Raw genomic sequence first — 22,432 nt, 5'->3', positions numbered from 1 at the left:
GTTTCTGCATTGCGAATGATAATGCGATTGACTCGCAATGACGGGTCTGCTGAAAGCGGCGTCTTGTTTCACCGACAGATCGCAGATCCCCGATGTTCAGACGTTTCGCCTGCGCCACCAGCGCCCTTGCCCTGTGTTCGGCCGCCTCCGGCACCGCCCTGGCCCAGTCCGCCCCGCAGGCGACCGCACTCGATGACGTCGTCGTCACCGCCGCCCGCACGGCCCTGCCGCGTTCCGCCCTGCCGGCCACCGTCGAGCTGATCGACCGAGCTGCGGTCGAGCAGCAGTCGGCGCTGGGCGCGTCGGCGGTGGAAACGGTGGCGGCGCTGATCCCGTCCTTCTCGCCGACGCGACAGAAGCTGTCCGGTTTTGGCGAAACGCTGCGCGGCCGGTCGCCGCTGTTCCTGGTTGACGGCATTCCGCAATCGACCCCGTTGCGCGACGACAGCCGGGACGGCTTCACCATCGACTCCTTCTTCATCGACCGGGTCGAGGTGATCTTCGGCTCCAATGCCATCCAGGGCATCGGCGCGACCGGTGGGGTGATCAACTATGTCACCGCCGCCACGCCGCGTGAGGCGGCCGGCTTCAGCGGTCGGGTCCAGGCGCTGACCACGTTTGATGCCGACACGTTCGGCGACAGTGCCGGCTACAAAGTGGCGGCCATCGGCGGTCAGGATTTCGGGCGTTTCGACCTGACCGTCGGCGCGGCCTATGAGGCACGCGGCGTGTACTACGACGGCGAGGGACGACGGATCGGTTTCGACGGTACCCAGGGTGAACTGCAGGACAGTGTCAGCTGGTCCCTGTTCGCCAAGGGCGGCGTCGATCTGGGCCCGAACCGCCGGCTCGAGGCGATGGTCAATCATTTCACGCTCGAGGGCGACGGCGACTATGTCACCGTGGCCGGCACCCGCGCCACCGGCCTGCCGACCTCGGCGGTGCGCGGGACCCCGCCGGGACTGCAGCCGTCCAACGAGGTCACGTCGGCGGTCCTGGCCTACAGCGACGCGGGTGTATTCGGCGGAACCCTGCGGGCCCAGCTGTTCGCGCATGACTACGCCGGTGTGTTCGGTGGCGGCACCTTCGGCACCTTCCAGGACCCGGCGATCGCGCCGGTCGGCACCTTGTTCGACCAGTCGGGCAACAACTCCGAAAAGCTGGGATTCAAGGTCGAGTGGGAGGGGCCGGTCGCGCCGGTCACCGGTTTGCGGGCCCTGGTCGGGCTCGACGGCCTGCGCGACACCACCAATCAGGAACTGGTCCTGACCGGCCGCGACTGGGTGCCGTTGACGCAGTACGAGAGCCTCGCGCCGTTCCTGCAGCTGAACCAGCGACTGGCCGACGGTCGGCTGCATCTTTCGGGCGGGCTGCGCTTCGAGAGCGTGACCCTGAGCGTCGATGACTTCCAGACCCTGTGGACCTACGGGCCGCAGCAGGTGGCCGGGGGATCGCCCGGCTTCGAAGAGCTGCTGGCCAACCTCGGCGCTACCTATGAACTGACGCCCGGCCTGCTGGTCTATGGGTCCTGGGCCCAGGGCTTCAATATGGCCGACGTCGGCCGGGTGCTGCGCGGCATCAACACGCCGGGACAGGACGTCGACACCTTCCTCGACATCGCTCCGGTGGTGACCGACAATTTCGAAGCGGGATTGGAATACACCCGCGGCGGCTTCGAGGGCTCGGCGGCAGTGTTCCGCTCGAACACGGACAAGGGCTCGCGGCTTGTGCTGGTCGGCGGCGTCTATGAGGTGGCGCGCGAGGCGACCGAGATCCAGGGGCTGGAACTGACGGCCCGCTATACGGTCAACGCCGACCTGCGCTTCGGGGGTGCCTATTCGCACCTTGAGGGACGCAGCGACACGGACGGGGACGGGGTGGTGGATCGGGATCTGGACGGAGCCAATATCTCGCCGGACCGGATGCTGCTTTGGGCCGAGGCCGATCATGGCGACCTGTCCCTGCGGGTCCAGGCCCAGCGGCTGTTCGCCCGTGATTTCGAAGGCCAGGTCGCCGAGAACAGCTTTGAGGGCTACGGCCTGATCGACGCCATCGGCGTCTGGCACGCCGGGTTCGGTGACGTCAGTGTCGGCGTGCAGAACCTGCTCGGCGAACAGTATGTGACCTATTATTCCGACGTGCAGAGGCCGGGCGACAACCTGTCCTACTACGCCGGCCGGGGGCGTACGGTGACGCTCGGCCTGACCCGGCGGTTCTGACCATGATGGGGGTGCTGCGCACGGTCCACGCCTGGGCGGGAGCGATCCTGTCGCTGCTGCTTCTGGTGCTGGGCCTGACCGGTACCCTGCTGGTGTTCGAGGACGACTGGCTGCGGCTGACCGTGCCGGAAGCCCGGGCCGAAGTCCTGCCCACGGCCGCCCGGCTCGGGGCCGTGGCCGAGCGGCTGGAGGCCGAGCACAGCGATCTGCGGTCCGTCAATTTCGCCGGGGCCGGGGTCGGTATCCAGCGCCTGTATATGCAGGAGCACCGCTATGGCTATGCGGATGAGTCAGGTGGAACCCTTGTCACGTGGCACGGCGCGGCCCGGCCCGAAGCCTTTGTGTTCGACCTGCATCATGAGCTGATGGCGGGCGAGACCGGTGAGCTGATCGGCGGCATCGCGGCGCTGGCGGCCGTGCTGCTGGTGCTGACCGGTCTGGTGGTCTGGGCCCCGGCCTGGCGGGCGACGCGGCTCAGGGTCTGGCCGCGGTCCAAACGGCGCGCGGACATGGTCTCCAGCCATCGCAATCTCGGCCTGATCACGGCGTTGCCGGCCCTGATCTTCTGCCTGACCGGGGCGGGACTGATCTTTTATGATCAGGCGCGCGCCATCCTGGCACCCGGTGCCCCGCCACCACCCGAGGCTCCGGTCGTCGGCAGCGGAGACATCGACTGGCCCGTCGCGCTGGCCGCGGCCCAGGCGCGGTTTCCCGCGGCCAAACTGCGCATGGCCGGCTGGCCGTCGGCCCCGGGCAAGCCGGCCTCGATCCGGCTGAAACAACCCGGGGAGTGGCATCCCAACGGCCGGACCACGATCCTGATCGATCCCGCCACCAGCCGGGTGGTGCAGGTCACCGACGCCCAGCAGCTTCAGTCCGGGCTGCGCGCGACCAATGCCCTGTATCCCATCCACGCCGCCTCGATCGGCGGCTGGCCCTATCGCATCGTGACGGCGCTCAGCGGCCTGGCCCTGGCCCTGTTGGGCGGGGTCGGGACCTGGTCATTTCTGGTCAAGCCGCGTCGCAAGCGGCGCGCGCCCCGGACGGATGTGACCTAGGGCCGGTTGCGTTCAGGCAGGCTCTCCGCCGCCCGCACCAGCCCGACGAATTCGGCCCGCTCGCCATAGGGGTCGTCACCCCGCGCGCCCAGCGCCTGTTCGACGATCGCGCTCCAGTCGTAGCCGGGAGCCATCCACGGGTCGTCACGCAACTTCTGGCCGAAGGCCGCCACGGCGATGGCCCAGCGGGTACTTTCAGGCGGCTGGGCACTGACGCGACCTGTCGCGTCGGCGTTGGAGATGACCCGCTGCATCAGACGGGACCCCGTTTCCCCCGGCAATTTGTAGCGCACCTGGACGAAGCCGACCTCGCCGTCCGGATCCCCGCCGCCGACGCTGATCGACCGGTTAGCGTCATAGCGGCGCTCGGGAATCTGGCTGGGCCCGCCGACCGGGGTGATCTCGTACAGGGCAGTGACGGCGGCCCCGGAGCCGACCTCGCCCGCGTCAACGCGATCGTTGGCGAAGTCTTCCTCGTTCAGAAGTCGGGTCTCATAGCCGATCAGCCGGTACTCGCTGACGCGGGCCGGGTTGAACTCGACCTGGATCTTGACGTCATCGGCGATGGGGAAGGCCCCCTGGTCGAAGCGCGGGCCGAACAGCCGGCGGGCCTCGTTCAGATCGTCAACATAGGCGGCGATGCCGTTGCCGGCCTGGGCGATGGCCTGCATCCGCGCGTCCTGATAGTTGCCGCGCCCGAAGCCGTAGACCGATAGATAGATGCCGTCGCCGCGGCGGTCGGCGACATAGTCCTCCAGCCGCTTGTCGTCGGTGACGCCGACGTTGAAATCGCCGTCGGTGAACATCAGGATGCGGTTGACCCGGTCTTCGGCGAAACCGGCCCGGGCCTGGTCATAGGCGTTGGTCATGCCGGTGGCCCCGGCGGTGCCGCCCGAGGCGAAAAGGCTGGCCACCGCACAGCGCAGCTTCAGCTGCCGGTCTCCCGGCGTCGGGGCCAGGGTCGTGCCCGCGCCCTCGGCATAATAGGTGACGGCGACACTGTCCTGGGGCCGCAGCCGGTCGATGACCAGATTCATCGATTTCTGCGCCAGCGCCAGCTTGTCAGCACTGCCCATCGAGCCGGACACGTCGACCAGGAAGGTCAGGTTCAGCGGACGACGCTCGCCTTCGGGCAGCTCATAGCCCTGCAGGCCGATGTGGATGATCTGGCGGCCCGGTGACCAGGGCGAGGCGGCGACGGCCGTGCTGATGGCAAAAGGCGTCGTCGCCGAGTCCGGCCGGGCGTAGCCATAGTCGAAATAGTTGACCAGTTCCTCGACCCGGACCGCGTCGCGGGGCGGGGCCACGCCGTCGTCGATGAAGCGGCGGACATTGGCATAGGCGGCGGTATCGACGTCGATCGAGAAGGTTGAGACCGGGGCGTCGGCGACGCGCTGCACCGGGTTGGGCGTGGCGTCCGGATAGCGTTCGGTGTCGACCGGTCGGGGCAGCGTGATCGGGGCGGGCGAGGTGACAGCGGCCGTCGCGCCGGGGGCGACCCGGGATCCGGTCACCACCACAACCTCCCTGGCTGAAGCGGCAGGTAGCGGTGGTGGCGGCGGCGGTGGTGGCGGTGGCGTTGCCATCGCGGCGGTCCCGGTGAACCCGCGAACCGGTCGTGCCGGCCCGCTTGTCGGCAGGGTGAAGCCGAAGGCGGCACAGGCCGCCGGGGACACGACGCCGTCGCCGGGCTTGTCGGCACCCGGCTCCGGGACCTGGGCGGTGACGGGCAGGGCGGGAACGGCGAGGCCGAGGCTGAGGGCGACGGCAAGAACCGGCTTGAGCGGGCGGGTGGTCATCGGGGCACTCCTGCAGCGTTCGTGCCCATGAGACACGGTTGGATCGGGCAAAACTGTGGCGCTTGGCCCGCCTTCGGTGGCGTTGGGCTGGCAGATCGGCGCAGACCGCCCCACTATTGGAACCAGCAAGGGACACGTGATGGAAGAGACGACGGGAATGGGACTGGGCCATGCGGTGGCCCTGCTGGCTGCGATGGTGGTGGCCGCCACCCTGTTCCGGCGTCTGGGGCTGGGGGCCGTGCTGGGCTATCTGGCCGCCGGGGTGCTGATCGGACCGTCGATGCTGGGCGTCGTGCGTGACCCCGAGTCCGTCCTCCATGTCGCCGAGTTTGGTGTCGTCATGTTCCTGTTCATCATCGGCCTGGAGATGCGACCGGCGCGTCTCTGGAACATGCGACGCGAGATTTTCGGAACCGGTGCGGTGCAGGTCGGCCTGTGCGCCCTGCTGCTGACCGGCGTGGCCATGGCGGCGGGTCTGGCCTGGTATGCGGCGTTGATCGCCGGCTTCGGCTTCGCCCTGTCCTCGACCGCGATCGTCATGCAGATGCTGGAAGAGCGGGGCGAGAATGCCGACCCCGCCGGGCAGCGGGTCGTCTCGGTCCTGTTGTTCGAGGACCTGGCCATCGTGCCGCTGCTGGCCATGGTGGCGGTGCTGGCGGGCGCGTTCGGCCGGACGGTCGAGACCGGCAATCCTGTCTGGTTGACGATTGCCCTGGCCTTCGGTGCTGTGGCCGTGGTGATCGTGGCGGGGCGATGGGTGGTCAATCCCTTCTTCCGTCTGCTGGCGCGCTACGGCGGTCGTGAAATCATGACCATGGGTGCGTTGTTCGTGGTGTTGGGGGCCGCCTACGCCATGCATCTGGGTGGGTTGTCGATGGCCATGGGGGCTTTCCTGGCCGGGGTGTTGCTGTCGGAATCGACCTTCCGGCACCAGCTGGAGGCCGATGTCGAGCCGTTCCGCGGCCTGCTGCTGGGCCTGTTCTTCCTCAGCGTCGGCATGTCGCTGGACCTGGGTGTGGTGATCGCCGACTGGCCACTGGTTCTGGGTGGTCTGGTCGCCTTCATGGGGGCCAAGGTGATCGCGGTCTATGTGGTGGCCCGGTGGCGTTCGGGTCACGGCGAGGGCCTGCTGCGTGCCGCCCTGATGGGCGAGGGGGGCGAGTTCGCCTTTGTCCTCTATGCCGCGGCCCTGGCGGCCGGCCTGTTCGATCCACGCACGGCGTCGATCCTGTCGGCTGTGGTCATCCTGTCGATGGCGGTGACGCCGCTGCGGGTGCTGATCGCCGACCGGCTGAGACCGCGGGACGCGGTCTCGACCGACGGGATCGACCATGCCGAGGACCTGCGCGAGCGCGTGTTGATCATCGGCTTCGGCCGCTTCGCCCAGGTCGTGTCACAGCCGTTGTTGGCCCGGGATGTCGATGTCTCGATCATTGAGATCGACGTCGAGATGATCCGGGCGGCCGGCAATTTCGGATTCAAGGTCTTCTATGGTGACGGCGCGCGGCTGGATGTACTGCGGGCCTCGGGGGCCGGGCAGGCCGAGACCATCCTGGTCTGTGTCGACAAGCCCGATGTGGCCGACCGGATCGTCGAACTGGTCAAGGCCGAGTTCCCGCTGACCAAACTGTTCGTGCGCGCCTATGACCGGGGCCATTCGCTGCGTCTGATCGAGGCCGGTGTCGACTTCCATATTCGCGAAATGTTCGAGTCCGCCCTCATCTTCGGCGAGCAGGTGCTGATTGATCTGGGGTTTTCGGACGAGGAGGTCAGCGAGACCATCGAGGACGTCCGCCGTCGCGATCAGGAACGGCTGGCGCTGCAGGTTGCAGGCGGGCTGACGGCGGGGCGGGCGCTGATGCGGGGCAATATGCCGACGCCGCAACCGGCCCCCTATGTCACCCCCCGCCGCGAGGGGCAGTTGCTCAACGAGCCCCCGGCGATCACGACCGAAGAGGCCGGGACCGAAGCCCAATGACAAAAGGGGCGGCCCCTTGCGGAGCCGCCCCTCAGGTCGATCAACAGATCAGGGCTTACTGGGTGCCCTGATTCCGCGCGTTGATCAGGGCGATGCGCGCCTGCAGGCTCTCGTCCTGCGACACCGCCGTCGAAATGGCGTTGAAGCGTTCAATGTCGAGGCCGGAGTTCTGGACGGCGGACGCCATCTCGGCCTGCTGCTCGGTCGTGGGGGCTCCGCCCTCGACCTGGGCGGCGACGGTCTGGACCACGGTCATGGCCGCGGCGAACTGGCCCAGCTCCTGATCATTGACGCCGGCGGCCACCGAACCCGGTGCGGGGGCGGGGGCCGTCACCACGGCGATACGCGCGCGCAGGGCCGGGTCCTGGGACACGGCGGTGGCGATGGTGTTGAACCGGTCGATGGCCAGGCCGGAGTTCTGCACCGCGGCGGCCATGGTGGCCTGCTGCTCGGCGGTGGGCGTTCCCTCGACAGCGGCGGCGACGGTCTGGACCTCGCCCATGGCGGCGGCGAAGGCGCGCAGATCGGCGTCGCTGATGCCGTCGGCAGCTTCCTGGGTCATGACGGCGGAGGCCGGAAGGGCCGGGGCCGCGACGGATTGGCCGGCGGCGGCGAGGGCGACGAACGAGACGGCGACGAGAAGGGTGTTACGCATGGAAATCCTGACTGTTGCTCACGAACCGACGGGGCTGACGTCCGACTTGCCGAACGGCGTTTCCATCGGCCTCTGATAGAATGTGATTTGAATACAAAGGTTAGTGGGGAGGTCCTTAGGGTAGCGGCAGCCCGCTTCAAGCGCAAATCAGGCCGAAGCTGGGCGCGGCGCGGCTGGAAAACCGTCACGATTTCGGGTCACTAGGGCCGCCGATAGTCGCACCGCCATGTTCCCGCCCTCGCTGAATCAGCTGCAGATCGCCGCGACGGAATCGGCCGGTCGCCCCGTTACAGATTGGACCTGGCAGTGCCGGGCTCGCCCCTCTCGCCGACACCGACCATGGAAAACCCGCCGCGATGATAGTCTCCTCCCTGTTGATGTACGGCGTCACTGCCGGTGCCTTGGCCGAAGCCGCCGCAGATCGGGATCAGGTGGTTCAGCCGCAGACCCCCCCCACCGCGACGGCTCCGGTAGATCCGGAAACCTATAATCTGAGTGATGTGGTCATCACGGGTCAACGGCAACGGGGGACCGTCCTCGGCGATATCGAGCCGGAACTGGTTCTGGATGCCCGCGACATCCGGGCTTACGGGGCCAATAACATCACCGATCTGCTGGACGCCCTGGCTCCGCAGACGGGCAGCGCCCGGGGGCGTGGCGGCGGTCGGCCGGTTGTCCTGCTGAACGGCAAGCGGATCTCCGGTTTCCGGGAAATTCGTGCCATTCCGACCGAGGCGATCGAACGCGTCGAAATCCTGCCGGAGGAGGTGGCCCTCACCTATGGCTATCCGGCCGATCAGCGGGTGGTGAATTTCGTTCTGCGTGAACGTTTCCGCGCCCTGACCACCGAGGCGGGCGTGTCTGCGGCCACCGCCGGTGACCGCACCACCAGCCAGATCGCCAGCAATGCCCTGCGTATCCGTGGCGACGAACGCTGGACCCTGGACATCCAGTACCAGCACGCCACGCCGCTGTACGAGAGCGACCGCGACATCGACCGGCCGCTGGGGAACACGCCCTATGACCGGATCGGCAATGTCGGCGGCATACCGGCGGGCGGCGAGATCGATCCGGCCCTGTCAGGTCTGGCGGGATCGCTGGTGACCGTGGCCGGGGTTCCCGGGGCGGCGACCACGGGCATCCCCACGCTGGCGGATTTCGCGGCCACGGCCAATACGCCGAACACCAATGATGACCAGGCCTTCCGCACCCTGTTGGCTCGCTCGGATTCCGGGTCGATCAACGGGGCAGTGACGCGCACCTTCGGTGACGTGATGGCCACGGTGAACGCCACGGTGGAGGCCAGTGACAGCCGCAGCTATCTGGGCCTGCCGACGGCGACCTTCGCCCTGCAGGCCGCCAATCCCTATTCGCCGTTCAGCAACGACGTCAGCCTCTATCGCTATATCGACACCCTCGGGGCGAAGGCGCGGGATTCCGAAAGCCTGTCGGGTCATCTGGGCGGCTCGGCCAACGGCAATCTGGGCGGCTGGCGCTGGACCGTCACCGGCAATCTGGATCAGACCCGCAGCGAAACCGTCACCCAGCGCGGGCTGGATGTCACCGCCCTTCAGAGCCGCATCACGGCGGGCGACCCCGGCTTCAATCCCTATGCCGCGCTGGCCGCGGCCGATCTGGTCCGGCTTCCGGACGACCTTTCGCGGTCAACGTCACGTACCGTTGATGCCGAGGCGGTGTTCAACGGAACCCTGTATGAGCTCGCCGCCGGGGATGTGAGCGCCACTTTCACGGGCGGCGTCGAGAGTATCTCCCTGGACTCGCGCAGCGAGCGTTCGGGCCTGGTTCAGGAGAGCGATGTCTCGCGTCAGACCGGCAATCTGCAGACCAGTCTCAACCTGCCGATCGCCAGCCGTCGCAATGAGGTGCTGGCCGCCCTGGGCGATCTGTCGGCCAATTTGAACCTGCAATACGAGGACCTGTCGGACTTCGGAGGCCTGACCACGATCGGCTATGGCGTGACCTGGTCGCCGGTCGAGCCGGTCCGCTTTATCGTCAGCTATACCGACGAGGACGGGGCCCCGACGGTGCAGCAGCTGAATGATCCGACGATCTTCACCCCGGGCATCGCCACCTATGACTATGCCACTGGCCAGACCGTCGACGTGATCCGGGTCACGGGCGGCAACAGCGCCCTGACTGCCGACAACCGCCGCGTCCTGAAGCTGGGCGTGAACTGGAAACCGCTCGAGGAGACCGACCTGCGGGTGTCGGCCGACTATGTGCGCAGCAACACCCGCGATCAGGTATCGGCCTTCCCGTCGCTGAACCCGGACATCGAGGCGGCCTTCCCCGATCGCTTCACCCGTGACATCGACGGCCGGCTGACGTCCATTGATGCTCGCGCGGTGAATTTCGCGCGCGCCGACCGTCAGGAAATCCGCTGGGGCTTCAACTATTCGCGGGCCATCCGCGACTCCAGCCCGCCGCCGGAGATCACGCCCGAAATGCGCGCCCGCTTCCAGGAGGAGCGGAGCCGTCGCATCGCCGCGCGAGACCGCGAGGAAGGCCGCCAACCCCAGGCTGCGGCCGGTGATCAGCCGGCCCGGCCGGCAGACGCGGCCGGTGCGGACGGCGCGCCGCCCGCGGGTGACGGCGGCCCGCGCGGTCGCGGCGAAGGCGGCCAGTTCCGCGGGCCCGGCGGCGGTGGGCCGGGTGGTGGTGGTGGTGGCGGCGGTGGCGGTGGCGGCTTCGGCGGTCGCGGTGGTGGTGCGCGCGAGGGGCGACTGCAGCTGGCCGTCTATCATACCTGGCGGTTCCAGGATGAGATCCTGATCCGTGACGGCCTGCCGGTCCTCGATCTGCTGGACGGCGCGGCCGTCGGCAGCCGCGGCGGCCAGCCCCGGCACGAGGTCGAGCTTCGGGCGGGCTATTCGCTGAACGGACTCGGCGCTCGCGTGAACGTCGACTGGAAGGCCGCGACTGACGTCAACGGCACCCTGTCGTCCGGCGACCTGCACTATTCGGACCAGGCGACGGTGGGCTTGAGATTCTTCGCCGACCTGTCGGCCCGACCCGAGCTGATCAACCGCTTCTTCTGGCTGCGCGGTTCGCGGATCAGCCTGGACATCGACAATCTGTTCGACAGCCGTCTCGAGGTGCGGGACTCGCTCGGCAATACGCCGGTCGGCTATCAGCCCGACTATCTCGACCCGACCGGCCGGACGATCAAGATCAGCTTCCGCAAGCTGCTGTTCTAGGGCGTAAACGCTGGACGGCGAAATTCCTTCCATAGTTCGCTATGAGGGGGATAGCGCCGTCCCGCCCTGATCCTGAACACCCGAGACCATGTCGCCATTTCCCGCCCACAGACTGTCGGTTGCGCCGATGATGGACTGGACCGACCGGCATTGCCGGGCGTTCCATCGTGCCCTGACCGGCCGGGCCCTGCTCTATACCGAGATGGTCACGGCCCCGGCCATCCTGCATGGCGATGTCGAGCGGCTGCTGGGCTTTGACGCGGTCGAACATCCGGTGGCGCTGCAGCTGGGCGGGTCCGATCCGGCGCAACTGGCCGAGGCGGCCCGCATCGGCGCGACGTATGGCTATGACGAGATCAATCTGAATGTCGGCTGCCCGTCGGACCGGGTCCAGTCGGGCCGGTTCGGGGCCTGTCTGATGCGCGAGCCGTCGCTGGTGGCCGAGTGCATGACGGCGATCCGCGAGGCGGTCGACGTTCCGGCCACGGTCAAATGCCGCATCGGCGTCGATGATCAGGACCCCGCCGTCAGCCTGTTCGAGACCGTCGACGCCTGTGCCGCCGTGGGTATCACCACCTTCATCGTCCATGCGCGCATGGCCTGGCTGAAGGGCTTGTCACCCAAGGAGAACCGCGATGTGCCGCCGCTGGACTATGATCTGGTGCGGCGACTGAAGCGCGAACGGCCGTCCCTGACCGTCTGCATCAACGGCGGCATCCCGTCGCTGGATGCGGCCGAGGCCCATCTGGATTCCAGTGATGGCGTGGCTCTGGACGGGGTCATGCTGGGCCGAGCCGCCTATCACGAGCCGGCCATTCTGGGCCAGGTCGACCGCCGCCTGTTCGGCGAGGCCGTCACCGACGTCGACGCCTTCGCCGCCATCGACCGCTATCGCCCCTATCTGGCGGCGCGGCTGGACGAGGGCGTGCATCTGGCCGCCATGGCGCGCCACATGCTGGGGGTGATGCACGGCCGGCCCGGTGCGCGGGCGTTCCGGCGCATCCTGACGGTCGAGGCGATCGCACCGGGGGCCGGGCTCGAAGTTGTCGATCGCGCGGTCGAGGCTGTACGCGAGGCCGAGGCCCGGCGTGATCGCGCCGACGAGGCCGCGTGACGACCCTGCCGCTCAATGACATTCTGATGCTGCTGGCGGCCCTGACCGGGGCCGGTCTGGTCGGCGGACTGATCGCCGGCCTGTTCGGCGTCGGTGGCGGCACGGTGATCGTGCCCGCCCTCTTCTATGCCTTCTCGATGCTGGGTCTGGGCGGCGAGGCCAACCTGCATACCGCCATCGGCACCTCCCTGCTGACCATCGTCGCCACCTCGTGGCGGTCGCTGCGGGCCCATCGCAGCCACGGCGCGGTGGACGAGGTCGTGCTGCGCACCTGGACGCCCTGGGTGGCGGCCGGCGGACTGGTCGGGGCCGCCATCGCCGGGATCACCTCGATGGAGGGGCTGGCCATTGTCTATGGCGTCTGCGTGCTGGTGGTGGCGGTCCAGATGGGGCTGCTGCCGGAGCGGTTCGTGCTGCGCCCGGACCTGCCGACCGGCTGGGGGCGACGCATCGTCGCCACCGTGATCGGCCTGCTGTCCGCCATGATGGGCATCGGCGGCGGCAGCTTCGGCGGCATGACCATGGCGCTGTGCGGGCGGCCCATCCACCAGGCAGTGGCGACGGCCTCGGGCTTCGGCCTGGCCATCGGGGCGGCGGCCAGTGTGGGCTTTGTCGTGTTCGGCTGGGACGCGCCGGGGCGACCGCCCTGGTCACTGGGCTACGTCAATGTGCCGGCGGCGCTGGTGATGGGGCTGCTGACTACGCTCGTGGCCCCCTATGGGGCGCGACTGGCGCACCGGCTCGACAAAGGCGTGCTGCGCAGGGCCTTTGCCGTCTACCTGCTGGTGACCGCCGCCTCGGTGATGCTCAAGGCGCTTTAAGGCTGCAGGGTCAGGGTCGCGGGCGTGGCCTGGAAGCCCGACAGGCGGCCCAGATAGCTCATGCCCAGCAGCGAGTTGGGAAGACCGGACTCGACGACGAGGGCGGCGACCCGTTCGACCCGCGCACCGGCGACCGAAACGCTCTTGAGCTCGACGGCGGCAGCGCGCGCCGGACCCGAGGCGGTGGTGACCGTGGTGCTGAAATCCGCAGGTTTCAGGCTCAGACCCAGGCGCAGCGCGTCCTCACGGGTCAGGGCCACGACGCTGGCTCCGGTATCGACCAGGACGCGGATGGCATGCCCGTCGATATTGGCCTGGGTCCAGTAATGACCGTCGGCGGCCCGCACGATCTGGGCGGCGTCTCCGGAGGCCGACGGGGCTAGGGCGACATAGGCCGAGGCGGCCTGGGCCTCGCCGTTGTCATCGAGATGATTCAGCCAGAAGGCCGCGCTCAGGGACGAGGCGACTGCCAGGGCGACGACGGCGACAGAGGAGAAATCGAAGCGGACCATGCAGAACTCACGCGACAGAACCGCTTCTGCGGCCGTCCTCACCATGGAGACGGCGGGTTGGGATGGCGTGAATCGATGTGGCTGATCATTGGTTAAGATCGGCCGGAACCAGCGCTCAGGACGGAATCAGCTTGGCCGGGTCGATTCGGGCGCGGCGTTCGGGCAGTTCGGCGGTGACGGCGGCGCGCTGTTCGTCGCTCATCGCGCTCCAGCCCCCGATCTCGCCCAGGGTCCGGAAGCAGCCGAGGCAGAGGCTGGACGCCCCGTCAACGATGCAGACCTTGATGCACGGGGTGGCGATGGAGGGGGGCGGTTGGGTCACGTTAGATGACGGCCTTGCGAATATTGCTCTGGAGACGGAACATAAAACTTGAAATTTACGCCGTTCCTGCTACGGTTGTCGTGACGCGAAACGACTATGACGGTGAGATTCCCGATCAGCACGACGCGTCTCTTTTCATCTTACTGCGAAAGGAGACGCCAAGATGAACAATAAGGAGCGCAACCTCCAGCACGCCTTGATGTCCTTTGCCCTGATGGGCGGGATGCTGGTGAACACGAAGAACAACAACGGTGCCGGCGACCGCGTGGTCAGCCATCCGTCCAACTTCGTACCGATCAAACTCAAGGGTGCGCGCAGCTAGCTGCGACGAACCTTCGATTGACAGAGCCCCGGACCGCAAGGCCGGGGCTTTGCAATTGGGGCTCTGACCGCTAGCCCTGCGCGTCAGCGCAAGGAGCGGACATGGGCGATCTGATCAGACAGGAACGACACGGACCGGTGATGGTCTGGACCCTGAACCGCGCGGACCGGCTCAATTCCCTGCCGGACCTCGGTGACGGTGAAGCCTTCGCCTCGGCCTGTGAGGCGGTTAATGCCGATCTGTCGGTGCGCTGTGTCGTGCTGACAGGGGCAGGGCGGGCCTTTTCGGCGGGCGGTGACCTGAAGGCGATGCGCGACCGGCGCGACATGTTCGCCGGCTCAGGCGCTGAGATACGCGAGCGCTATCGTCGGGTGGTGCACCGTATCGTGCGCTCGCTGTACGGACTGGAGGTCCCCCTGATCGCGGCCGTGAACGGACCGGCCATGGGGCTGGGCTGCGACATCGCCGGTCTGGCGGACATCCGCATCGCTTCGGACGCGGCCAGTTTCGGTGTGCCCTTCCTTAAGCTGGGCATCCTGCCCGGTGACGGCGGTGCGTGGCTGATGCCGCGCAACATCGGCTATGCCCGGGCGGCCGAGATGCTGTTCACCAGCCGGGTGCTGGACGCGGCGACCGCGCGGGAGTGGGGGCTGATTAACCGTGTCGTTCCGTCCGGCCGCCTGATGGATGAGGCGATGGCGACGGCCGGCGAGGTCGCGGCCCAGGCCCCCCAGGCGTTGCGTATGACCAAGGCCCTGCTGCGCCAGGGCCGCGACGCGACCTTCGATCAGATTCTGGAAATGACGGCAGCCATGCAGGCCCTGGCCCATTTGACCGATGACCATCTGGAAGGCGTCAACGCCGTGCTGGAAAGGCGCCCGGGGGCGTTTACCGGGGGCTAGGATTTAGGCCAAACGTCAGGGCGAACATGGCAATGCATACAAGGCTGGACAGGGTCAGGGCGGTACCCAGGGATGCGTCGAGCGCCAGAGCGTAACCTGCCGGCGCAACGGCCTGGAGATAGCGTGCGGGCGTCAGCAGCAGCGCCTGCCGGACCGCATAGCGCTCGGGTCCAAATACTTGCAGCGGCAGGACGCCCGATGCAACGGACAGCAAACCGTTCCCCGCGCCCTGTCCCACCGCCAGCAGCGGAGCCAGACGTACGCCGCCCAGCACGGCCAGTACCGCACCAGTCGGATGAAACATGCAGGCCCATCGTACGGTTGCGACCGGATGTGTCCGGTGCAGGACGATGAGATCAACCAGGCGCGCGCCGATGGCGCTGGCGGCCATTAATCCGGCGGCCCAGGCGGCCTGTTCGACTCCGAGTCCGAGTTGACCCAGCAGACGCGGCAGGTGTGCACCCATGGCGGTCGAGACCATCCAGCCGCCAGCGAAGACACCGGCGATCTGGACCATGCGGCGATCCCAGCGGATCGGGTCCGTCGATGCGGCGATCGACGCCTTGAAGGGACGAGCGCGAGGTAACCCAAAATAGGTCAGGGGCAGACACAGGACGAGGTGGCCGAGCGCCCACACGATGCAGGCAGCACGCCAGTCCCACGCTTCAGTTATAAGCCGGCTGAGCGGCCAGCCGAGACCGCCACCAAGTGCGCCGAGCAGGGAGACCGCAGTAATCGGCTTGCGTGCTGCCGTTCCGTGCAACTCCACCAGAAAGGCGAAGGCCGTGCCGTAAAGGCCCGTCGCCATACCCACGCCCAGGGCCGCGACACCGGTGAGAAGCACACTCGACGTACCGGCGACTGCCATCGTCAATAGCGCAGCCGGGAAGAACACATGCGCCCAGCACAGCACACGCCGCCCGCCATGACGCTCTATCAAGCGACCCGCACGGGGTGTCAGGACGGCCGAAATCAGGAAGGCAACTGACAGGGCGGTAAACAGACTCGTCGGGCGTAGACTAAGGTCCTGCGCCATAGGGTCGGCGAGGACGCCGAGCAAATAGTAGCTGGAAGCGAAGGCCACGATCTGGCCGAGGCCGAGAATGAGGACGATGAGATTCGCGCGAAGGAACATGCGCCGCAATGGGCGGATTGCCCTTGGGCCGAAAGCGACATATCGACCGCTGTATGTTCGGAAACCTCACACCGTCAACGGCGCTTCCGTCGCTGAATGCGTTGCGTGCATTTGAGGCTATGGGACGGACCGGCTCGGCGACGCTGGCGGCAGCCGAGCTGAATGTAACGCACAGCGCAATCAGCCGACAGGTGAAGGCTCTGGAGGCGGCGCTCGGCACACGATTGTTCGAGGGACCCCGGCACCAGTTGCGTCTGACAGAAAAGGGCAAGGCGCTGAGCTTGGGCCTGGGGACGGGCTTCGACGCACTGACCGAAGCCGTCCGCATCGTGCGCGACGTGGACGAGGTCCACGTCGCGATCCATCCCAGCCTGGCGGTCAAATGGTTGATCCCCCGTCTGGCGAGGTTCGAACAGGAATGCCCCGGCGTGACGCTTCATCTGTCAGATCTCGCGTCGGCGGCAACCCGGCAACGGGGAGCTGATCTGGTGGTGCGCTATCTGGACGGCCCGGCGTTGGAAGGAGAGACCGTTGAACACCTGACAGACAACCGGGTCGGACTGGTCTGCGCGCCCGCCGTGGCGGTCGGCGACCTTGGGGCTGCGCCCCGGTTAGCGGCGAGAACCCATATTCGAGGTTGGTCAGACTGGACGGTCGCAACGGGCCGGCTTGAACACAGCGGGCCTGTGCGCACCCTGACGCATCTGCATTTCGTTCAGGATGCAGCGTTGGCGGGCCTTGGCTTGGCCGTTCTGCCTGAAGTCGTCGTTGCAGACGATCTGGCAGCAGGCCGACTGGTCGCGCCGTACGGCTTCGCGCCGGATGGTGGGGCATTGGTCGCAATTCGGATGGATGCCGAAAGTCGCCGCGCGGCCCGACGAACGGTCCACTGGCTAAGAGAGCAGGTGCGCGCCACGGTGGCGCCGGCGCGGTGATCGGGCGATTTCACCGGGCGCTGACCCTGCTGGCAACAAAAGGGCCGGTCGGACGATATCCGGCCGGCCCTGATTGTCTCGCCGTGATCAACTGATCCTAGCGCGTCGGAGCCCGCATGGCGCGGTCGGCGGGCACGCCGATGCTCGGGGCGCGGGCCGCACCGGCGGTCTCGCCGGGCTTCATGAATTTGACCAGCACCCGTTGACCGATCAGCAGGGGAGCCTCCCCGGCGCTGACCACGACCTCGATCACCCGCTCATCGCTTCGCTGCGACGGATCGTCCGAAGCCAGCTTGCGGGCACCGAAGACTGCCGAGCGGCGCATCACCTCACCGATATAAATCTTGGTCGGATCACCCTCGGGGGTGATCTCGACGGCCTGGCCGACGGCGATGTTGGGGATGTCGCTCTCGACGATTTCGGCGCGGGCAATGCGCGGCGCGTCGGGTTCGAGATCGAACATGTTCGACACGTTCAACGTCGAGGCCCCCGCACCGGGATTGGCATAGCGGCGCACGATGCGGCCGCTCATCGGCGCGCGAATGATCGTCAGCTCCAGATTATAGGCAGCCTGGTCGCGACGGGCGCGGGCGGTCTGGACCGCGGCCTGCTGGCTGGCCAGTCGCGCCTGCGCCGTGGCGATGGCGTCCCGGGCCTGGTCCATGCGTGACGCCGCGACAAAATTGGATGCCACCAATTGTTGCAGGCGGTCGTGTTCGCGCTGGGCGGTCCGGATGTCGACCTGGATAAGGCGCAGCTGGCTCTCCGCCTGGGCGACATCAGCATTGGCGCTGCGCAGGGCCAGACGGGGCTCGTCGTCCTCTTGCCGGGCGAGAATCTGACCGGCGGCAACGCGGTCGCCCTCCTGGACCAACACGTCACGAACCACGCCGCCGCGGCGGGCCGCAATCTGGATGATGCCGCCCTCGACATCGACCTTGCCATTGGCGATGGCCGCATAGGGGCTTTCGACCTTGGTCGCCGCAGCCTGTTCTTCCTCGGCCTTCTTCGCCTTGCCGGCGCTCTGCATGAACAGGAAGCCGACGACGATGATGACGATCAGCACCAGGCCGATCCAGAGCCATTTTTTCTTCAGAAAGGCGGGCATGACGAAGTGTCCTTGAAGTCGGGATTCAGTGCGACGCCAGGGTGGCGTCGGGATTGGGGGTGCGGCGCTGGTCGTCGAGGATCTTGCCGTCTTCGATGTGAATGACCCGGTCCGCCCAGGCCTCGAGACGCGGGTCGTGGGTCACGCAGATGACGGCTGCGCCGTGGGCGGTGGCAGCACGGCGGAGCAGCTTGATAACCACCTGGCCGTTTTCGCCGTCGAGGGCCGATGTCGGTTCGTCGGCGAACAGAATCTGGGGGTCCTTGGCGAGCGCGCGGGCGATCGCCACGCGCTGCTTCTCGCCGCCGGACAGGGACGAGGGGCGTTGGTGCAGGCGCGGGCCCAGACCGACCTCCTCGAGTGCCTCCCTGGCCCGCTTGCGGGCAGCGCCGGGCGTCAGGCCCTGGTATTTCAGTACCACCTCAACCTGCTGCAGGGCCGTCAGGGCCGGGAACAGGTTGAAGCCCTGGAAGATGAAGCCGCAGTTATCGAGGCGGAATTTGTCGATCTTGCCGGCGTTCAGCTTCCACAGGTCGTCGACCCCGAGGGTGGCGACCTTGCCTTCCTCCGGCCGCAACAGCCCCGACAGGGCGGCAACCAGGGTCGACTTGCCGGAACCCGAGGGGCCCATGACCATGGTCAGGTCGCCGTGGCGGGCATCGAAATCCAGACCCTTCAACACCTCGACATAGGTGCGACCGGTCTTGAAGCGTTTGATCAGGCCCTTGGCCTCTATGGCAAAGTCGCCGTGCTTGCCGTGGGATTTGGTCGGGCTCATCGCAGCAAATCCGCCGGTTGGCTGTTTTTAAGAACGCCCATCGACAGCAGGCCGGAGCCCATGGCGATCAGGATCAGGCCGCCGCCGACGACCAGCAACAGGCCCATGGGCAGGGCGATGATGACGGCATTGGAGGCGGCGAACATCGCGACCAGCCACGTCAGGCCGATCGCCGCGGTGACGCCGAGAATGCCGACCCAGAAGCTCAGTTCGACGACGATCCGGCGCAGCGAGCCCATGCTGACGCCCAGGGCGCGCAGTGAGGCAAACTCCTTGATGTTGGCCATGATGGCCCCCTGCAGGGTCTGCCAGGTGATGGCCACGCCGATGATGGTGCCCAGCACCACACAGCCGCCGATGATGATGACAAGGATGCCTTCCTCGAACATCGCTCCGGCGTTGGCGTCGGCCAGTTCCTGGCGCGTCCACGCCTTCCACTGGCCGTTGCCCATGGTGTTGAGTTGGGCCGCGACGGATACGGCCCGGGCCGGGTCGCGCAGCTTGACCATCAGGGGGCCGACCCGCGGGCCGGTGTCGGCCTGACCCAGCATCCGCAGGGTGTCGCGCGACATGACGACGGTGGACTGCATCATGTTGGGATAGCCGCGCAGCACGGCGATCACGGTGACCGTCTGGCCATTGTAGAGGGCCTTGTCGCCCAGTTTGACGCCCAGTGGCTTCAGCGCGGTCTCATCGATCGCGACCGTATAGGGCTGGCGCAGGGCGTCGATCAGTTCCTGGGAATAGTCGGTCGGAATGGTCACCGCGTTCGGGGTGGTGTCGATGATGCTGGCCTGCACGAACTGTTGTTTGGGCGCGCCGCGACGGGCCCGCTCGGCCTGACTCATGGTCGGGTCGACGTTCTTGATCGACTGGAACGACCCGCCGGCCCCGTCGAGAGGCTGAACCTCGACCACATCGGGGTGATTGTAGGCGAGAGGGATGAAGCGGCGCGGCACACCCGAAGGGCCGCCGATCAGGCTCTTGGCACCCGGCTGCATGATGATGATGTCGGCGCTGGATCGTTCGATCGTGGCCGTGAATCCCTTACCGATGCCGATGAAGACACCGGTCATGGCCAGGACCAGCAGGCCGGACAGGGCCAGGGCCATGACGGCAGCCATGTAGCGGCGCCATTCGTACAGGAGCGTGGAAAGTGCAAGCGACATCGAACTGGATAAACCCCCGAGGTAGCCCGCTATGTGCAGGGGGACAGACCATGGGCCAAGTTAAATCGGGGTAACGCTCAGGTCGCACCCGCCCATGGTGAGGAAGGGTTGACCGTAGACGACCCGCATTCATCCGGCGTAATCAGGAGCGATGGTGCCGCGATACGACGCGCATCCAACGGGAGTCCGGATTCTGATGTCATTGCCCTCATTTCGCCTGACCGCTTCGCTTGCCGCCATCGGCGTCGCGTCGGCGATGGTTTCGACCCTGCCCACGTCTGCGCGGGCCGACGAGGGCATGTGGACCTTCGACAATTTCCCGATTCAGGTCGTCAACGACAAATACGGCACGCATATCGACCAGGCTTGGCTGGACCGGGTGCGCGGCGCGGCGGTGCGCATCCGCGGCTGTTCGGCCTCGTTCGTCTCGGGTGAAGGCCTGATCCTGACCAACTGGCACTGCGTGGTCGGCTGCGTGCAAGAATTGTCGAGCGCCGAAAACGACTACGTCAAGAATGGCTGGATGCCGGCGACCCGCGAGGAAGAGGTGACCTGCCCGGGTCAGACGGCCGAGGTTCTGACCGACATCATCGATGTGACCGACCGGGTGCTGGGCTCGGGCGAGGGCCTTGAGGGCGCGGAGTTCAACACCGCGCGCGCCGCCGAGACCCGGGCGATCCAGCAGGAAAACTGCGCCGAAGACGCCAAACTGACCTGTCAGGTGATCAGCTTCTACCGCGGCGGGCGCTACGCCCTGTACAAGTTCCGCAAGTATGACGATGTGCGTCTGGTGTTCGCACCCGAGAATCAGGCGGCCTTCTTCGGCGGCGATCCCGATAATTTCAACTTCCCGCGCTACGCCCTCGATGCCGGTTTCCTGCGCGCCTACGAAGACGGCAAGCCGGTCGAAACGCCCAACCATCTGGTCTGGAACCCGAACCCGCCGGCCGAGGGTGACGTCACCTTCGTGGCCGGCAATCCGGGCTCGACCTCGCGCCTGCTGACCCAGTCCCAGCTGGAACGCCTGCGTGACCAGCAGCTGCCGCTGCAACTGATCCAGACCTCCGAGCTGCGTGGCCGTTTGCTGCAGTATGCCGGCACCAGCGAGGAGGCTGGTCGGGTCTCGTTCGATCCGGTTTTCGGTCTCGAGAACCGCTTCAAGGTCTATTTCGGCCAGCAAGGCGCCCTGACCGATCCGGTCTTCATGGGCAAGAAGCGGGACGAAGAGGCCGAACTGCGCGAGATCGTCGCGGCCGACCCGGCCCTGCAACAACGGATCGGCGATCCGTGGGCCGAGCTGCAACAGGTCCAGAGCGTCGCCCGCGATCTGTTCGTTCCCTACTATCAGCTTGAGGCCCGCGCCGGCGGCGGTTCGACCCTCTACGACTATGCGCGCACCCTGGTGCGGGCGGCCAAGGATCAGGCCAAACCCGCCGACCAGCGCCGCATGAACGCCGCGGCCCTGGCCTCGCTCGGCAATCGCCTGGCGACCGAGGTGCCCATCTCGGCCGATCTGGAACAGATCTATCTGACCTTCTGGCTGTCCAAGACCCGCGAATACCTGACGGTCGACAATGCCCAGGTGAAGTCGCTGCTGGGCCGCGAAAGCCCCGAGGCCCTGGCCGAGCGGCTGGTGTCCGGTACGCGGCTGGGCGATCCGGACTATCGTCGCTGGGCGCTGAACCTGACCCCGGCCCAGATGGCCGAGGCCGATCCGCTGCTGGCCCTCGTCGTTGCCAATGATGACGCGGCCCAGGCGGTCGGTGACCAATGGGCCGCCGCCGTCAACGCCCCGACCGCCCGTGCCGCCGAACGCGTCGCCCAGGCCCGGTTCGCGGCCTATGGCTCCAACCAGTACCCGGACGCCACCTTCAGCCTGCGCCTCAGCTATGGTCAGGTGAAGGGCTGGACCTATCGCGGCGTGACCGTGCCGGCCTTCACCTACATGGGCGGCCTGTATGAGCGGGCCACCGGTGCGGTGCCGTTCAATGCGGCCCAGGCCTTTCTCGACAACAAGGCCGATGTGAACATGGACACCGTCTATGACTTCGTCTCGACCAATGACATCATCGGCGGCAACTCGGGCTCGCCGGTGATCAACGCCGACGGCGAGGTGATCGGTGCCGCTTTCGACGGCAACATCCACTCCCTTGGTGGTTCCTACGGCTACGACGGCGAGCTGAACCGTACCGTCACCGTTTCGACTGCGGCCATCACCGAGGCGCTGCGCAACATCTATCGCCAGCCGCACCTGCTGGAAGAGCTGGGCGTACGCTGACCTGTCTCCTCCCTGTTGGCGAAGCCAATGGGGAGGGGGACCGCGAAGTGGTGGAGGGGCTGGTTCCCCATCCACACTTCGTGGGCTAGCGTTAAATCCTGAACCAACC

At 67.1% G+C, this 22,432-nt stretch carries 18 protein-coding genes; 10 read left to right on the top strand and 8 right to left on the bottom strand.

Features of this window, described 5'->3' with window-relative positions; genetic code table 11:
- Window positions 1–92: 92 nt before the first annotated feature.
- Together AAC067_RS13425 and AAC067_RS13420 are read left to right on the top strand one after the other, a co-directional pair.
- Window positions 93–2,219 carry a TonB-dependent receptor gene (locus tag AAC067_RS13425; protein WP_339933356.1) on the top strand — a complete coding sequence of 709 codons (2,127 nt, stop codon included), beginning with the start codon at window positions 93–95 and terminating at the stop codon, window positions 2,217–2,219.
- A gap of 2 nt (window positions 2,220–2,221) precedes the next feature.
- Window positions 2,222–3,277, top strand: a complete 1,056-nt coding sequence (locus AAC067_RS13420) for a PepSY-associated TM helix domain-containing protein (RefSeq protein WP_339933355.1) — start codon at window positions 2,222–2,224, stop codon at window positions 3,275–3,277.
- Here the strand turns inward: AAC067_RS13420 and AAC067_RS13415 are convergent.
- Window positions 3,274–5,076: a von Willebrand factor type A domain-containing protein gene (locus AAC067_RS13415; RefSeq protein ID WP_339933354.1), complete on the bottom strand. Its 1,803-nt coding sequence runs from the start codon at window positions 5,074–5,076 to the stop codon at window positions 3,274–3,276. The genes AAC067_RS13420 and AAC067_RS13415 overlap by 4 nt on opposite strands.
- Window positions 5,077–5,215: 139 nt before the next feature.
- Between AAC067_RS13415 and AAC067_RS13410 the strand changes: the two genes are divergently transcribed.
- The gene (locus tag AAC067_RS13410) at window positions 5,216–7,054 is read left to right on the top strand and encodes a monovalent cation:proton antiporter-2 (CPA2) family protein (protein ID WP_339933353.1); all 1,839 of its coding nucleotides are present in this window, start codon (window positions 5,216–5,218) and stop codon (window positions 7,052–7,054) included.
- Between the two features lie 55 nt (window positions 7,055–7,109).
- Here AAC067_RS13410 and AAC067_RS13405 read toward each other — a convergent pair whose 3' ends face one another.
- The gene (locus AAC067_RS13405) at window positions 7,110–7,709 is read right to left on the bottom strand and encodes a DUF4168 domain-containing protein (RefSeq protein ID WP_339933352.1); all 600 of its coding nucleotides are present in this window, start codon (window positions 7,707–7,709) and stop codon (window positions 7,110–7,112) included.
- A 356-nt stretch (window positions 7,710–8,065) separates the two neighbouring features.
- Between AAC067_RS13405 and AAC067_RS13400 the strand changes: the two genes are divergently transcribed.
- The 3 genes from AAC067_RS13400 to AAC067_RS13390 all read left to right on the top strand — a co-directional run bounded on the left by AAC067_RS13400 (window position 8,066) and on the right by AAC067_RS13390 (window position 12,862).
- The gene (locus tag AAC067_RS13400; RefSeq protein WP_339933351.1) at window positions 8,066–10,927 is read left to right on the top strand and encodes a TonB-dependent receptor plug domain-containing protein; all 2,862 of its coding nucleotides are present in this window, start codon (window positions 8,066–8,068) and stop codon (window positions 10,925–10,927) included.
- 88 nt (window positions 10,928–11,015) lie between these two features.
- Entirely contained in the window at window positions 11,016–12,041 is a 1,026-nt protein-coding gene (gene dusA, locus AAC067_RS13395; RefSeq protein ID WP_339933350.1) for a tRNA dihydrouridine(20/20a) synthase DusA, read from the top strand.
- Window positions 12,038–12,862: a sulfite exporter TauE/SafE family protein gene (locus AAC067_RS13390; protein ID WP_339933349.1), complete on the top strand. Its 825-nt coding sequence runs from the start codon at window positions 12,038–12,040 to the stop codon at window positions 12,860–12,862. The genes dusA and AAC067_RS13390 overlap by 4 nt, the downstream gene beginning before the upstream one ends.
- Here AAC067_RS13390 and AAC067_RS13385 read toward each other — a convergent pair.
- Window positions 12,859–13,374: a TIGR02281 family clan AA aspartic protease gene (locus AAC067_RS13385; RefSeq protein WP_339933348.1), complete on the bottom strand. Its 516-nt coding sequence runs from the start codon at window positions 13,372–13,374 to the stop codon at window positions 12,859–12,861. The genes AAC067_RS13390 and AAC067_RS13385 overlap by 4 nt on opposite strands.
- A gap of 115 nt (window positions 13,375–13,489) precedes the next feature.
- On the bottom strand, window positions 13,490–13,696 hold the full coding sequence (locus AAC067_RS13380; RefSeq protein ID WP_339933347.1) for a DUF1289 domain-containing protein: 207 nt from the start codon (window positions 13,694–13,696) through the stop codon (window positions 13,490–13,492).
- 163 nt (window positions 13,697–13,859) lie between these two features.
- Between AAC067_RS13380 and AAC067_RS13375 the strand changes: the two genes are divergently transcribed.
- Window positions 13,860–14,018 carry a hypothetical protein gene (locus AAC067_RS13375; protein ID WP_339933346.1) on the top strand — a complete coding sequence of 53 codons (159 nt, stop codon included), beginning with the start codon at window positions 13,860–13,862 and terminating at the stop codon, window positions 14,016–14,018.
- Between the two features lie 101 nt (window positions 14,019–14,119).
- Complete coding sequence (locus AAC067_RS13370) at window positions 14,120–14,920, top strand: crotonase/enoyl-CoA hydratase family protein (RefSeq protein ID WP_339933345.1); 801 nt, start codon at window positions 14,120–14,122, stop codon at window positions 14,918–14,920.
- Here AAC067_RS13370 and AAC067_RS13365 read toward each other — a convergent pair.
- Window positions 14,907–16,055 carry an MFS transporter gene (locus tag AAC067_RS13365; RefSeq protein WP_339933344.1) on the bottom strand — a complete coding sequence of 383 codons (1,149 nt, stop codon included), beginning with the start codon at window positions 16,053–16,055 and terminating at the stop codon, window positions 14,907–14,909. The two genes, AAC067_RS13370 and AAC067_RS13365, sit on opposite strands and share 14 nt — an antisense overlap.
- Window positions 16,056–16,108: 53 nt before the next feature.
- Here AAC067_RS13365 and AAC067_RS13360 point away from each other — a divergent pair, with 53 nt between their 5' ends.
- Window positions 16,109–16,990, top strand: coding sequence for a LysR substrate-binding domain-containing protein (locus tag AAC067_RS13360; protein ID WP_339933343.1), 882 nt, complete (start codon window positions 16,109–16,111; stop codon window positions 16,988–16,990).
- 97 nt (window positions 16,991–17,087) lie between these two features.
- Here the strand turns inward: AAC067_RS13360 and AAC067_RS13355 are convergent, their stop codons facing one another.
- From AAC067_RS13355 to AAC067_RS13345, 3 genes are read right to left on the bottom strand one after another with little or no spacing between them, the layout of a single operon-like run.
- Entirely contained in the window at window positions 17,088–18,098 is a 1,011-nt protein-coding gene (locus tag AAC067_RS13355) for an HlyD family efflux transporter periplasmic adaptor subunit (RefSeq protein ID WP_339933342.1), read from the bottom strand.
- Between the two features lie 25 nt (window positions 18,099–18,123).
- Window positions 18,124–18,876, bottom strand: coding sequence for an ABC transporter ATP-binding protein (locus tag AAC067_RS13350; RefSeq protein WP_339933341.1), 753 nt, complete (start codon window positions 18,874–18,876; stop codon window positions 18,124–18,126).
- Window positions 18,873–20,045, bottom strand: a complete 1,173-nt coding sequence (locus AAC067_RS13345; RefSeq protein ID WP_339933340.1) for an ABC transporter permease — start codon at window positions 20,043–20,045, stop codon at window positions 18,873–18,875. The genes AAC067_RS13350 and AAC067_RS13345 overlap by 4 nt, the downstream gene beginning before the upstream one ends.
- Before the next feature lie 196 nt (window positions 20,046–20,241).
- On the opposite strand from AAC067_RS13345, the gene AAC067_RS13340 reads away from it, so the two are divergent.
- Complete coding sequence (locus AAC067_RS13340; RefSeq protein ID WP_339933339.1) at window positions 20,242–22,323, top strand: S46 family peptidase; 2,082 nt, start codon at window positions 20,242–20,244, stop codon at window positions 22,321–22,323.
- The last annotated feature ends 109 nt before the right edge of the window (window positions 22,324–22,432 follow it).

The sequence above is a fragment of the uncultured Brevundimonas sp. genome (genome assembly GCF_963977465.1).
Taxonomy (GTDB): domain Bacteria; phylum Pseudomonadota; class Alphaproteobacteria; order Caulobacterales; family Caulobacteraceae; genus Brevundimonas.
This window is presented reverse-complemented; position numbering and strand designations above follow the sequence as displayed.